This window comes from Bacillus sp. 16GRE42 (assembly GCF_019837435.1).
Classification (GTDB): domain Bacteria; phylum Bacillota; class Bacilli; order Bacillales; family Bacillaceae_G; genus Bacillus_A; species Bacillus_A wiedmannii.
Window position 1 is genome coordinate 2,195,089 of record NZ_JADAXF010000001.1, and the last position, 14,438, is coordinate 2,209,526.

General features: G+C 36.0%; 16 protein-coding genes. 6 read left to right on the forward strand and 10 right to left on the reverse strand.

The window, feature by feature from the left end:
• Positions 1-82 precede the first annotated feature (82 nt).
• From ILS93_RS11440 to ILS93_RS11480, 9 genes are all read right to left on the reverse strand, one after another.
• The gene (locus ILS93_RS11440) at positions 83-1,276 is read right to left on the reverse strand and encodes an MDR family MFS transporter (RefSeq protein ID WP_064474517.1); all 1,194 of its coding nucleotides are present in this window, start codon (positions 1,274-1,276) and stop codon (positions 83-85) included.
• A gap of 256 nt (positions 1,277-1,532) precedes the next feature.
• Positions 1,533-2,756 carry a cation:proton antiporter gene (locus ILS93_RS11445; protein ID WP_048540797.1) on the reverse strand — a complete coding sequence of 408 codons (1,224 nt, stop codon included), beginning with the start codon at positions 2,754-2,756 and terminating at the stop codon, positions 1,533-1,535.
• Between the two features lie 3 nt (positions 2,757-2,759).
• On the reverse strand, positions 2,760-3,257 hold the full coding sequence (locus ILS93_RS11450; RefSeq protein WP_048540799.1) for a cation:proton antiporter regulatory subunit: 498 nt from the start codon (positions 3,255-3,257) through the stop codon (positions 2,760-2,762).
• A gap of 34 nt (positions 3,258-3,291) precedes the next feature.
• A complete protein-coding gene (locus ILS93_RS11455; protein WP_064474516.1) occupies positions 3,292-3,858 on the reverse strand; it encodes a tyrosine-type recombinase/integrase in 567 nt (188 codons plus the stop codon).
• Between the two features lie 343 nt (positions 3,859-4,201).
• Positions 4,202-6,061: an FtsX-like permease family protein gene (locus ILS93_RS11460; RefSeq protein ID WP_222660470.1), complete on the reverse strand. Its 1,860-nt coding sequence runs from the start codon at positions 6,059-6,061 to the stop codon at positions 4,202-4,204.
• Between the two features lie 16 nt (positions 6,062-6,077).
• A complete protein-coding gene (locus ILS93_RS11465; RefSeq protein WP_048540804.1) occupies positions 6,078-6,839 on the reverse strand; it encodes an ABC transporter ATP-binding protein in 762 nt (253 codons plus the stop codon).
• A 231-nt stretch (positions 6,840-7,070) separates the two neighbouring features.
• The gene (locus tag ILS93_RS11470) at positions 7,071-8,093 is read right to left on the reverse strand and encodes a DUF418 domain-containing protein (RefSeq protein WP_098101747.1); all 1,023 of its coding nucleotides are present in this window, start codon (positions 8,091-8,093) and stop codon (positions 7,071-7,073) included.
• Positions 8,094-8,261: 168 nt separating this feature from the next.
• The gene (locus ILS93_RS11475) at positions 8,262-8,411 is read right to left on the reverse strand and encodes a hypothetical protein (protein ID WP_001129345.1); all 150 of its coding nucleotides are present in this window, start codon (positions 8,409-8,411) and stop codon (positions 8,262-8,264) included.
• A gap of 15 nt (positions 8,412-8,426) precedes the next feature.
• A complete protein-coding gene (locus ILS93_RS11480) occupies positions 8,427-8,690 on the reverse strand; it encodes a YtzC family protein (protein WP_000840869.1) in 264 nt (87 codons plus the stop codon).
• Positions 8,691-8,801: 111 nt separating this feature from the next.
• Between ILS93_RS11480 and mnmL the strand changes: the two genes are divergently transcribed.
• The 6 genes from mnmL to ILS93_RS11510 all read left to right on the forward strand — a co-directional run bounded on the left by mnmL (position 8,802) and on the right by ILS93_RS11510 (position 14,155).
• On the forward strand, positions 8,802-9,761 hold the full coding sequence (gene mnmL / locus ILS93_RS11485) for a tRNA modification radical SAM protein MnmL/YtqA (RefSeq protein WP_048540809.1): 960 nt from the start codon (positions 8,802-8,804) through the stop codon (positions 9,759-9,761).
• Entirely contained in the window at positions 9,758-10,330 is a 573-nt protein-coding gene (gene mnmM / locus ILS93_RS11490) for a tRNA 5-(aminomethyl)-2-thiouridylate-methyltransferase MnmM (protein ID WP_137012350.1), read from the forward strand. Before mnmL ends, mnmM begins: the two co-directional genes overlap by 4 nt.
• 136 nt (positions 10,331-10,466) lie before the next feature.
• On the forward strand, positions 10,467-11,300 hold the full coding sequence (locus ILS93_RS11495; protein WP_098101749.1) for an ABC transporter ATP-binding protein: 834 nt from the start codon (positions 10,467-10,469) through the stop codon (positions 11,298-11,300).
• Between the two features lie 18 nt (positions 11,301-11,318).
• On the forward strand, positions 11,319-11,999 hold the full coding sequence (locus ILS93_RS11500; RefSeq protein ID WP_064474511.1) for a hypothetical protein: 681 nt from the start codon (positions 11,319-11,321) through the stop codon (positions 11,997-11,999).
• Positions 12,000-12,023: 24 nt separating this feature from the next.
• Positions 12,024-12,698 (forward strand): aspartate/glutamate racemase family protein, encoded by a 675-nt coding sequence (locus tag ILS93_RS11505; protein WP_222660472.1) that lies wholly within the window; start codon positions 12,024-12,026, stop codon positions 12,696-12,698.
• A gap of 155 nt (positions 12,699-12,853) precedes the next feature.
• The gene (locus ILS93_RS11510) at positions 12,854-14,155 is read left to right on the forward strand and encodes a PepSY-associated TM helix domain-containing protein (protein WP_064474509.1); all 1,302 of its coding nucleotides are present in this window, start codon (positions 12,854-12,856) and stop codon (positions 14,153-14,155) included.
• Positions 14,156-14,192: 37 nt separating this feature from the next.
• Here the strand turns inward: ILS93_RS11510 and ILS93_RS11515 are convergent, their stop codons facing one another.
• Positions 14,193-14,426 (reverse strand): hypothetical protein, encoded by a 234-nt coding sequence (locus tag ILS93_RS11515; protein ID WP_142289375.1) that lies wholly within the window; start codon positions 14,424-14,426, stop codon positions 14,193-14,195.
• Between the last annotated feature and the right edge of the window lie 12 nt (positions 14,427-14,438).

Below are 14,438 nucleotides of genomic sequence, written 5' to 3' on the forward strand. Positions count from 1 at the left end.
TTAGGACAGCCGAGCTATCTCCCTTGTTCCAAAGGTTGTTTTATTTAAATATATTCTAAAACATGTTACATGTTCCGTCAAACTAAACTGCAATTTTTTCTTCAACTGTTTCTTCTACTTTTACTCGTTTATCATACATACTCGTTGCAATAATCGCTACTACAAGCATTACCATGATTGCTATAAACAATACTTCCATATTGTATAAATCAACAATTGCTCCGCCAACGACCGGTCCGAACATTTTCCCTACAGTCGCTGCGCTATTTACAACGCCTTGATAAAATCCTAACTTATCTTTTGGCGCAAGTATATTTGCAATGGTCGGAACTGCTGGCCATACAAATAACTCACCAATTGTTAATGTTACCATCGCAACGAGGAACATCGTAAATTGCTGCGCTTGACTTAATACAATGAATGACGCCGCAAAAATGACGATTCCAATCATAATTTGTTGTTTTAAAGAACGCTTCATCCAGCGAATTAGCATACTAACTAGTGGCTGCGCACAAACAATCATCGCTCCGTTTATCGTCCATAATAAACTATAATGGCGGAGGCTAATATTTAATTCCTGCATATGTGTTGCAATTGCCCCTTGCCACTGTACATATGTAACCCAGCATAAAGCATATGCTACACATACGATAAGAAGTGCTTTGAATCCAGGTGTAAGTGTCCAGCCTTTTTTCGTTTCGACTTCTTTTTGCACTCCTGGCTCTTTCTTGTCTTCCATACCACGGAATCCAATAAAAGCAATTAAGAAGAAAACAAAGTATAAAATAAAATTAGCTAAGAAAATATAATCAAAACGGTAAGATGCAACTAAACCACCGCACGCTGTTCCGATCGCAATACCAACGTTTTGTCCAACATACATCGCATTAAATGCTCGTCTTCCGCCCTCTGGCCAAACCGTACCGACCATCGCATACATCGATGGGAAGACCATTCCAGAACCAAAGCCGATTAATGCTAGCCACACAACATATAACGGCCAACCGTGGAAGAACACAAGACCTAAAATCGATACGAGTGTAATAATAATCCCTAATAAAATTGATTTATAACCGCCCCATTTATCAAATAAAACACCGCCGAGCAAGTTTCCGATTACACCAGTAAGCGAGTTGATCATTAATACCATTCCGGCCACAGATAAAGATTTCCCTAGGTGATCATGCAAATAAATTGTATTAAAAGGCCATAAAAAAGAAGCACCCGTGACATTAATAATCATCCCAGCTACTAATAGCCATACTTTCCTTGGCATAGTCTCCCCTCCTATTCTATTTTTTCGTTCATCTATAACAGTAAAATTGTAGTCGTTTTTAAATAGGAAGGCAACTGATTAATAGTTGATGAAATTCAGATAATGGTTTTTCGGTAAATGAAATTATATAAATTGTCACTTAAAAATATATCAGTGATTTTGGGAATCTATCGACTTACCGAAAAAAAACGACATCAACAACAATATATCAAAAAGGGAGACTGCATGACGTTCATGCAGTCTCCCTTTTTGTATACTATCCAACTTCTTTTTCTCGCTTCGCACGTTCTTTCGCACTCCATTTAAAGATTTTATCTAGTAAGGAATATATTCTCCAAGACTCTTTCGTTAATAACGGTCCTAACGATGCTAATATTAAAACGTACAGTGCAGAGAACGGTTTAATCGTTGCCATTAAACCACCCGCAATGCCGATATTGGCTACAATAATGGAGAACTCTCCGCGTGATACGAGTGTTAAACCAATATTCGTAGAAGCCTTATGCGATAACCCGGCTTTACGTCCCGCCATCATTCCAGCTGTAAAATTACCGATGAGCGTAATGAAAACTGCTCCTAATGCCAACCACACTGCTCCTCCAAGTGAAAACGGATCTATACTTAAACCGAAACTGAAAAAGAATATGGCTCCAAAGAAGTCACGAAACGGAACGACGAGATGCTCAATCCGATCACTATGCTCTGTTTCAGAAAAGACGAGTCCTAACAATAATGCTCCAATTGCCTCAGCAACATGAATCGTTTCTGAAAATCCTGCTACAAAGAATAAAATAGCGAATATTACAATAATAAAAATTTCATTTGACGAAATATCTAATACTTTATTTAGAAACGGCGTAGCTTTTCTAGCGATTACAAAGAATAGTAGCATATACCCTACCGCGATTAACACCGATGTAAGAGCACCTACAAATGATGTTGCACCACCGAGTACTAACCCTGAAACGACTGATAAATATACAGCTAAAAAGATATCATCAAACATAATGATTCCTAATATTAATTCAGTCTCTTTATTACCAGATCTTCTTAAATCAACAATTACTTTCGCAACAATTGCACTCGATGAAATTGTAATGATTCCAGCAATAATTAACGTTTCTAATAAAGGGAAGCCCATAACATATCCATAAAGTAAACCTAATATGAAATTAAGCGATATATGAACACTACCCCCAAAAGCAATCGACTTTCCTGATTTAATTAATTTTTTTATTGAGAATTCTAAACCTAAATAGAATAAGAGGAATATGACGCCAACACGGCCTAGGAAGGAAATAACTTCTCCGCTTTCAATAAACCTTAAATCGATAAGTCCTAAATCTGGGGCATGAGGCCCCACTAACATACCGAGTATAATGAGAAACGGAATAATCGAGAACTTTAACTTCGCAGCGAGGATAGCTGCAAAAGCTACTAATACTAACGCAGTTCCAACTTCAAAGATTAAAGTATCCATCGATTAGGAATCACCTCCTGCTGAAAGCAATTCATTAATAATTCTTTTCACTTCATGTCTTTCACCCGATAATACGAGCATATCGCCAGCTTCAATAATAGAGTCTGGACCTGGATTAAAGAATTTCTTCATATTCTTTTTCAAAATAGCAATAATCGTTACGTTATATGTTTTTCTGACATGTAAGCTACCAATTGTTTGTTGTACTACTGGTGCATGATTCTCCACCTTAAACCATTCAATTGATAATCCTTCAAAAGCCATCTCAATTGTGTCTAGCGCTTGCGGCCTATATACCATTCCGCCTAATATAGCCGCAATTTGTCTCGCTTCAGAATCACGAAGAGAAATGCTTGAAATACTCTCATCGTGATCCGCATCAAAATGATACATTTCTCTTCGGCCATCATCATGAATAACGATAACCATTTTTTCATTACCTTTTGTGATTACTTCAAACTTACAACCAATACCCGGTAGTTCACTCTCTCTAATATTCATATTTTCCGCCTCCTAAATTTTTTAGTTACGGCTTTTACAAATCTACATCAATCTCTGTTTTAAACTTCTCATCTTTTGAGATTCCTAAATACTTGAGCGTCTCTGATGGAGTCGCGTGATGAAAATGCTTTTGCAATAGCGCAATCGCTATTCCTCTTTTGTACGCATGAAATCCAAATGTTTTTCTCATTGAGTTCGTTCCAATCTTTCCAACAATCCCAACCGCTTCAGCTGCGCTATGGATAACACGATACGCTTGTTGGCGTGAGATTGAATTTGTCGTTTTATTAGATTGAAATACGTAGTTTTCTCTTCGAGCATCAATAGATTGTGCGTACTCTAAAAGGGCTTCTTTTACTTTTGTATTTAAATAAATATCTTGTTTAAATTTTTCATCTTTTACAGGAAGAGAATAAAACTCTTTAACAGTTCCATCTTCATTTAATACCTCTTCAAATTTCATACTAAGTAGCTCAGTAATCTTTAATCCAGTGTTGATCCCAATAACAAATAAAAGATAATCTCGCTGCGAGTGCTCTTTTAAATACTTTTTCATATCCTCAATTTGGCTTATATCTTTTAATGCCTCTACAACTTCCATACATGTATCTCCTCATCTTATGAACGGTAATTTTCTCATTATCCTGTCCATTTTACCTTATCATGCTATGAGATTTCCATGTATTATCCATTATTTTCACAATATACTCTTACGACAATTTTTCATTTGGAAATTTATGATTGTACAAATACGGTGTGGGTAGAAAAAATAGGGGGTACAAATTCAGCTTCTTCCTATAGATCGGATTCCTCCTTTCACTTTTCGGTTGCTGATACTCATATATTATGTTACTTATTTACATTATATTATATATTTCAGTAACATTAAAGTATTTTTTCTGAAAATACAAAAAGCCGAGTGCTTTCACTCGGCTTTTTACGTATTAATCTTCTTTCGGAAGAACAATACCTTTATACAATTGAACTGTAATGAAGTAATAGATCGCATAAATAACTACGAAAATTACGATTGGCACCCAAATACGGAAGTACGGATCAACTAAAATAAATCCGAAAATATTCATACCAACTAATACGTGAGTGATACCCACAATTGCCGGGAATAAGAATACTAAAAATAACTCTTTATAAATCGATTTCGTTAATAACTCACGGCGCACACCGATTTTACGAAGCATTTGATAACGCGTAATATCTTTTGATGCACCAGAAAGAATTTTAAACATTAAACAACTTGCCATCATTGCTAAGAATGCAATTCCAAGGAAGAACCCCATAAATACTGTTCCACTCGCAATCCCATAGAACATATCGTAAGTTTGATATTTACTGCTCATTCTTTCAGCTGTTACATTTTTATATTTATCTAGCTGCAACTCGTCAAGTTTTTTCCATTCTTTTTTATATGTTAAAAAGTCTTCTGTTTTTCCGATAAATGCTATACCTTCTTTACCATTTATCCCATCGTACATTTTTTGATCTACAATTTTAATTGCATGATCTTCGCTTATATAATAGGGATGAATTGAACTAAAAGCATCTACCCATTCTACTGAAAGCTCTTTAGTATTCGCACCTTTTTCATTCATTTCTCTAGAAACTGCACCTACTGGTAGTTCCTCTGAAACGTTCTTCGTATTCACTAAATCTTTCATTGACTTCATATTCGCCATATCTTTTATTAAAGGACGATTTTTCTCTAAATCTTCTTTTACATAGTAAACGTATTTATCATCTACTTTGTAACGATATTCGCTTTTCTCTTTAAATGTAATACCGTCTAAAATTTTCTTTTCTTCAGCTGTTGGATTATGAACAACTGAATCATATATTACTAAACCATCAACCATTTTTATAACGTTATTTTTAAATGCCATACCACCTGAAATCGCACCAGCTCCAAGCGCTACTAACATCGCTACTGTCGCAAGTACTTTCGTTAAACTATTAATACGGAAGTTTAATTGTGCAAAAGTAAAAGCGTTAATTCCTTTTTCACTACGCTTTTTATTACTTTTTAACTTTTTAATAATAACTGGAAGAAGTGATCCAAATAGCATGTAAGTACCAGCTGTTGTTGTAATTAATGCAATAAGGATTCCCATTTCTCTTAGTTTTTCCATGTAAATCATTGATGCATAGCCAATTCCTAATAAAATAACTGCAAGGATTGCAACGACACCTGTCATTTTTCCTTTTACCGCAACACGCTCTGTTTGTGCATCCGCATGTACAAGTTGCAGTACAGAAATACGTGATAATTTAATACTGTTCATAATTGCTGATAATACAAATAGTGCAAAGAAGAAGATGCAAGTAACAGTCATAGATGGAAGGTAAAATGCTTTATATCCTTCACCAGCAAATTCAAGCTGTTTCATTAATAACTGTCCGATACCTTCTGCAAGTCCTACACCAACTGTAATACCAATCGCAAGAGACGCAGCGCCTAATACGATCGTTTCAATAAACATAAGTAATGTAACTTTATGCTTTTTTGCTCCTAACATCATATACATACCGAACTCTTTTTGACGAAGAGATAATAAGAAAGAGTTCGCATATAAAATATAGAAGAACGTTATAATAGCTAGTAAAAATGAACCTGCTTGGAATACGAATCCAATTGATTGAATAACTGAGTTAGATTCGATAAACGCTTTATTCAGCGCTAACGTTTGGAACATGTAAAAAATTGAAATGGACATGACAAGACCGACAAGTAAGACGATATAATCTTTCAGCTTACTTTTCAGCCCCGACATGGAAAGTTTAAATAACATACTGGAACCTCCTTTCTTACGCTTTTTGTGTACCTAAATCTGCAAGTACATCTAAAATCTCTTTGTAGAACTCTTCACGCGTACCACCACGATGAATTTCTTTATATAGCTCACCATCTTGAATGAATAAAATTCGCTGACAATAACTTGCACTATACGGATCATGTGTAACCATCATAATAGATACGCCTTGTTCTTCATTTAAGTTTGTCATCGCATCAAGTAAACTCGCTGCATTTTTAGAATCAAGAGCTCCTGTTGGCTCGTCCCCTAAAATAATTGCCGGTTCATGCACAAGCGCGCGCGCTGCTGCTGAACGTTGTTTCTGTCCACCAGATACTTCAGATGGATACTTTTGAAGAATTTCTGTAATCCCTAACATATCCGCTACTTTTTCTACTTTCGGTCCAATATTACGTGATGGAACACCTTGAAGAGAAAGCGGAAGTGCAATGTTTTCATAAATAGATAAGTTCTCTAATAAGTTAAAGTCTTGGAAAATGAATCCTAACTTTTGTGAACGGAAATCAGAAAGCTCACCTTGCTTCATTTTCGTAATATCCGTACCCGCAATTTCAACAACGCCGCCCGTTGCTTTATCAAGCGTTGAAATTACATTTAACAATGTCGTTTTACCAGAACCAGATGGTCCCATAATCCCAACAAACTCACCCTCTTGAATTGAGAATGAAACACCTTTTAACGCTTGTGATTGATTCTCACCCTTTTTACCGTACACTTTTTGAACGTTTTTCACGTCTACAACTGGTTTCGTCATATATATCCTCCTACGCTTGTTTTTCCATTACCTATTTTGCGCCTTTTGGAAAGGAACTGCTATTTGTTAACATTACAATTACCTTACACTTTTGTAATATAAAAAAGATGCACGTGTAAGGTTCGTTCGTAAATGAAATTTTATCAGCGATTCTCAAAATATATCGACTTACCGACAAAAGATAACAATAAAAATGAGCTGTTCCACAAAAGGAACAGCCCACTTCTCTCTTTATTTCTTTAAAGGTGTTACCGTCCAATACGTAATAACACGCCAAATCCATTCTAGTGGACCCATTTTAAAGATTTTCATCCAAATCACACTAAACACAATTTGAATAGCGTAAATTGCAATACATACATATAACGTCTGTATGTACGTTAAGTTTCCTGCAAAGTTAAATACGCTACCAGCAATTAAAATCATTGCAGTTTGTCCGATATAATTTGTTAAAGCCATACGACCGTAGTATTTCAGTGGTGCTAACAATGTTTGAACTGGTTTTAACTGAAGTAATAAAATTAATGCTCCTACATAGAAAGCTGAAATAATTGGTCCAACTGTAACGCCAATTTTTAAGAATTGACCTGCAGCGTCCATTGTTCCATCCTCATTCATGAGCATCATATTTACGAATGGCTCAGCAGGAACGTGCCCATATTGATACCATAACGCTACAACACTTAAAACAAACATGACACCTGTAAAAATAGCGACTTGTTTGATTTTTGCTGAAAGATTTTCAAACACTTTATACTGCCCCGCAGCAAGACCTAATAAAATTAAACCTAATGGTAATAATTCCTTAGTTGCCATAATACTAAAAGCTATCGTAAGAATAAGACCGATTACTACATTCACTTCTTTTTTCGCTTTATAAAACGGTAAAACGACTAATCCACAAATTGCGTATAACGCTAGTGCTTCTCCAGGCTGAAACATTTGATGAATTAAACCAAAAATAAATAGTGCAACTACGCGGCGTAGAAATAGAACGTATCCATTCTTCCCTTTCGCAATTGCTCTTGTAATGAAGATGTAGAATCCTACTCCAAATAAGAATGAGAAAATCGAGAAAAAACGACCTTCTACAAATAAGTATAGAAACCTTTGATAGCTAGCATCTACTGTATTAGGATCTGGAATTTTAATATTAAGTAGTGCAAGAATATTCACTAAAATAATCCCCAGTAATGCGAAGCCACGAATGTAATCTAACTCATTGATTCGTTTGTTTGTAATATTGTTCCCCATAATGCAACTCCTTGTCCAAAATTTAATCCTCCCTTACTCTACTGGACATGTTATCTTACAACTATCGACAAACCTTACAGGAATCTTACATTATTGTCATATAGTAAAATGAAGCTTTAATCAGACTTTTGCGATACAAAATAAAACCAGGTCATATTGCGACCTGGTTTACTCTGATTGCTTCGATCTTTGAGGCTGTCCTTTTTTACTGTTGCGCTGTTTCACTTGAACAACTGGATCAAGTTCATTCGAAAACTCAGCGTTATGTCCATTTTGTGTTTTTTGCTCTGGATTATTTTGATCTGAACGTTTCGCCATTACATTCACTCCTTATTAGTGCGGTGTAATAATCATTTGATGTTGCAGTTGGCGAATTGCCATACGTGCTCTATTTAATTGCTCACGTTGCTCATCATTCGCATGTTGTTGCATCGTTTGTAAATCGTTATATGCTTGTTCTAATTGTAACTGCGCATCTGAATACTCCATCGTATTGTAATGCTCTTGTCTCATGCCTTGGTCTAATTGTTCTTTCGCGTATTCCACCGCTTGTTCTGCTTGTGTAATATACGATTCAAGTGATTGACGCTCTGCCATAATTGTCCCTCCTTGCTTCAATTCCCCTTTAGTGTGTCCCTTCCATCTCTACCTTATGAGTATGTTATAATGGATTTTGTTTCATTTTGACTCGGCTTAGGAGGGAAAGTAATGAAGGTTCAAAACCCTTTTCCATATACAAACGACAATAAACGTTATCATACATGGAATTACCATTTACGAAATGAATTTGGTGAAAAAATCTTTAAAGTTTCATTAGATGCTGGCTTCGATTGCCCGAACCGTGACGGTACAGTTGCTTACGGCGGTTGTACATTTTGCAGTGCTGCCGGATCTGGTGACTTCGCTGGTGATCGCCGCGATGATGTTATAACGCAATATCATGAAATGAAAGAAAAAATGCGCTCGAAGTGGAAAGACGGAAAATGTATCGCTTATTTCCAAGCGTACACAAATACACATGCACCACTTGAAATTTTAAAAGAAAAATTCGAACCGCTTCTAGCAGAAAAAGACGTTGTCGGTCTTTCTATCGCCACTCGTCCAGATTGCTTACCAGACGATGTCGTTGAATATTTAGCGGACTTAAATAAACGCACATACCTTTGGGTTGAACTCGGTTTACAAACTGTTCACGAACGAACTGCAAACCTTATTAATCGCGCTCATGATTACCCATCTTACGTGGAAGGTGTAAATAAATTACGTAAGCATGGTATTAGAGTGTGCTCTCATATTATTAATGGTCTTCCGCTTGAAGATTACGACATGATGATGGAAACAGCTCGTGAAGTAGCAAAGCTTGACGTACAAGGAATTAAAATTCATTTACTTCACTTATTAAAAGGAACGCCAATGGTGAAGCAATATGAAAAAGGACAATTAGAATTCCTTTCTCTTGAAGATTACGTAAGTCTCGTTGTTGACCAACTTGAAATGATTCCAGAAGACGTAATTGTACACCGCATCACAGGTGACGGTCCGCCTGATTTAATGATTGGCCCAATGTGGAGCTTAAATAAATGGGAAGTATTAAATTCCATCGATGCAGAATTTGTACGCCGCGGAAGCTGGCAAGGAAAATATGCAAATGAGGAGAAACAAAAATGAAATTAGAACGTGTATTACCGTTTGCTCGCACACTCTTGCAAACGGCTGTTAAAGAAGGCGATTACGCTGTAGATGCAACTTTAGGAAATGGACATGACACTTGCTTCCTAGCTGAAATCGTTGGAGATAACGGAAAAGTATTTGGATTTGATATTCAAAAAGAAGCAATTGAAAGCTCTACTATCCGCCTAAAAGAAAAAAAGCTTTTTGAACGTACTGTTTTAGTTCACGACAGTCACGACACACTTTTATCTGTACTACCAGAAGACGCAAAAGGAAAAGTAACAGGTGCTATCTTCAACTTAGGCTACCTTCCTGGTGGTGACAAGCATATCGTTACAAAACCGAACTCAACACTCTCGGCAATTGAACAATTACTAGAAGTAATGGCACCTGAAGGAATCATCGTCCTTGTCATTTACCACGGACACCCAGAAGGACAAGTAGAACGCGACGCTGTTCTCAAATTTGCAGAAGAACTTGACCAAAAACAAGCTCACGTTTTGCGATACGGCTTCATTAACCAGCAAAATAACCCGCCATTTATTGTGGCGATTGAGAAGCGATAATTATATCAACGATTTTTTCGATATATCGACGATTCGACAAAACATAACAAAAAAAGACGTGCACTCATTGCACGTCTTTTTCTTATTCTCCTATATAATGGATGTATACACTATTTGAAGAAAGAAGGATAGAACTTTGCTAGTAGAACTAAGGGGAATTCAAAAGAAGTACGGCAACTCACTTATACTAGACAACATTGATTTATCCGTTCCAGAAGGAGAGGCACTCGCTATTATTGGCGGGAACGGGACTGGAAAAAGTACTTTACTCAAAATAATTGCAGGATTTATTTCACCTACGGCAGGGACACTTCAAAGAAAAGAACATATACAAATTGGCTATGTACCTGAACATTTTCCTGAAGGGATTCGTTTTACATTAGAGGATTATTTATATCATCTCGGCCACATTCACGGTTTATCAACAAAATATTTAAAAGATAAAATTCCGATGCTTCTTGAATCTTTTCATTTACATCATGCAAGACATTCCGTTGTACGAAACTTTTCAAAAGGTATGAAACAAAAAACTGGTATTATGCAAGCATTACTTACAGACGTCCATTTATTAATTTTAGACGAACCGCTTTCTGGGCTTGATCCTAACTCTCAGCAAGAATTAGAACATATTTTACTCTCATTAAAACAACAAGGCATATCTATACTCTTCACATGTCACGAAAAGCAACTACTAGAAAACTTCGCCGATAGAATTGTGACGTTAGCAAATCATACAATCGCAGAAGATACCGCTGTGCAAAAAAGGGCAGAACAAGTCTATATTGAAGCAATCGTTCATGAAACATTTTCAGCGATAGAACTACGGAAACAATTAGGATTTATACACGTTGTACACAATTCAAATCGAAACCTTATTCAACTACAAATCGAAAAAGAATATACAAACGAAATGCTTCAGTTTTTATTACATAAAAAAGCATCTATCACACTGCTACAACCTAACTTTTAAATCGAAAGAAGGTTCATTATGTTTGCGCTTATTCGTTACCATTTTCTCGACTATACAAAGTCGTATAAATACGTCCCTCCTATTGCGATGTACTTTATGAGCTTACTTTTTGTATATACATATAAACCGACTCCTATTGTACCGACATACTTAGAAACAGCTCTCGCGCTTTATTTATTATCTGCCTGGATTACGGTCACAATTTTTCATACTGAAGATCCTGTACAAGAACAAATTACTATTTCTCACACAAATAATATTTCTGCACTATATGTTGGTAAATATATTACGGCCTTTCTCATTTGTACTATGTTATCTTTTATATCCGTAATCTACCCAATTATTTTGCAAATGTTTAATGAAGAAATGACAGTTTCTTTATTTTTAGTCGGATTTCTCGCTCACATGTCTTTTTCTATACTAGGAATTTCAATTGCAACTTTATTTACTAGAAATATTATTCCAAAAGCAAGCACAGCTTGGCTTAGCCTGACATTTATATTACTTATAACGATCGCCTCCATCCGGTTTAAAAAAGAGTTACTATGGTTTTTACCACCTGTCGAAAGCTTTCTAATGCTTGGACAATACAAATTTAATATACTTACTCACACGCTATGGCTCACAGCTTGGGCTATCGTATATTCATTTTTATTACTTACTTTATTTCTTTTTGTCGTTCGCAAAAAACGTTTTTAATTACATATTAAAGGAGACAAACCAATGATCGGAATACTAGCAGGAATGGGGCCAAAATCAACTGGGCCATTCGTTGATACAGTTGTAGCAACGTGCCAAACAATATATGGAGCAAAGCATGATATGGACTTTCCTCATATGATGATTTATTCGTGCCCAACACCATTTTACATGGATCGCCTTATTGATCACGAAGCGATGAAAAAAGCGATTATTGAAGGAGCACAAAAACTCGAAAGTACTGGTGTAGACTTTATTGCTATGCCTTGCAATACAGCGCATCTTTATTTTGAAGAATTACAGCATTCTCTTTCTATTCCAATTTTGAATATAGTCGATGAGACGTTACGAGCAATTCCTGAAACTGTAAAAAGAGTCGCTCTTCTCGCAACAGAAGCGACTGTTCAAGCTGGAATTTACCAAGACGGGATTGCAAAACGTAATATAGAATACCTCCATAATGAAAAATGGCAGGAGATGATTAATCAAATTATTACTTGTATTAAAAGCGGAGAAGTTGAAGAAGCCCGCAAATTATGGAGCGCGCTCGTTTTACAATTAAAAGATGAAATAGATACTGCTATCATCGCATGTACTGATTTGAATGTTGTGGCGAGTGAGGATTTTGTGGATTCTGCTCAATGTCTTGCTGAGGCGGTTGTTAGGATGTATCTATCAAATACTAAGAGATCTTCATAAACATAGAAAACAGCCCTTTTAAAATGTGTTTTTTGTTTGCTAAAAATCCCCAAAACTTTTAAATTTCTTCACAATTCTTTCAAAGTATCCACACTTAATCTCGCTATATTAAATAAGTAGTTATTCATATAGGGAAGGTTAGGGGAACTGAAAGTATGAAAGTAAATCGTTCGCTTCATTACATTTTTTGGCGTTGGCATTTTTATGCTGGGCTTTTTATTACGCCGCTTCTTATTACTTTGTCACTGAGCGGAATTGGGTATTTATTTCGAGAAGAGGTTGAAGATTTCATCTATAAAGATTTGTATTTTGGGAAGAGCGCCCAAACAGAGTCTATTTCGATGGCTGATTCGCTTTTCTTAACAGAGAAAAAATATCCACATTATAGTGTGGCGAAAATTAGTGAGTTTAACAGGGATTATAATACGAGGCTTACTATTGCAAATGAATATACTGGGCAACAAAAATATGTGTATTTAGATAGCAACAATCAAATTGTTGGAGATCAAAACGCAAGTGAAACGTTTGCGAATATAATGAGGGAATTACATAGTTCTCTTTTAGTTGGTGGCACTGTCGTTAACTACATCGTAGAGCTTGCGGCATGCTGGACAATCTTTTTAATTTTTACTGGTTTGTATATGAGTATACGCCAGTTCAAAAACACACCAGCATCCAATAAGCGAGAAAAAGCAAAACGACGTCATTCTATTATCGGTATTATATTTACAATTCCACTCGTTCTGCTAGTCGCATCTGGATTGCCTTGGTCAGGATTTATGGGTAACCAAATTTATAAAATCGCATCGTCGAATGAATCGATTGGATATCCAAAGTTGTATATGGCACCGCCTGAATCAAAGGTAAAGGAATTGCCGTGGGCAACAAGAAAAGAAGCTCCTCCTGAATCGAATTCAAATGAGCCAAAAGCCATTCCAATTGATGAGTTACAAAAAGGAATTGAAATAAAGAAGCCATACGTTATCTCATTACCGGCTGATCCGAAAGGTGTATTCACCGTTTCGAAATCGAGCGGTTCTGGTATTACGGGTATGCATGTCGCACCAAATGAAGAAATAACAGCTTATTTTGATCAATATAGCGGAGAACTTATTTCCAAAACGGACTATCGTGATTATGGATTATTTGCACAATGGTTCACTTACGGTATCCCGCTTCACGAAGGACATTTATTCGGATGGCCAAATAAAATATTATGCTTACTAACGACATTATCTTTATTGCTTCTCATTTATTACGGAATAAAAATGTGGTTAGCAAGAAGGCCGAAAGGAAAATTAGCAGCACCGCCAAAACAAAGAGATAAGAAAAGCATAATCGTTTTCTTTATCATGATGGTTATACTAGGCGCTGTCATGCCTTTATTCGGACTATCTGTGTTAGTTATTTTCGCGATTGAACTTCTTATATATGTATTTTCAAAAATACGACCATAATGAAAAAGCATTTGTACTCTCGTGTACAAATGCTTTTTTATTTACTGTTTTCTTTTTTTCTACCACTTATTAAAAAGACAATATCTACTATAATAATCAATGCAATAATAACTTTGGCTACATAATCCATCGTTGTAGGACCACCGGCTTTATTCATCATCATATACGTTCCTGTTACAAATGAAATGGAAAGTAGCACGAGTAATGTAACCTCAATATGGTCATATAGCTTTTGAAACAATCTCTTCATTTCCGCCACCACTTTTACCATATTATAACAATA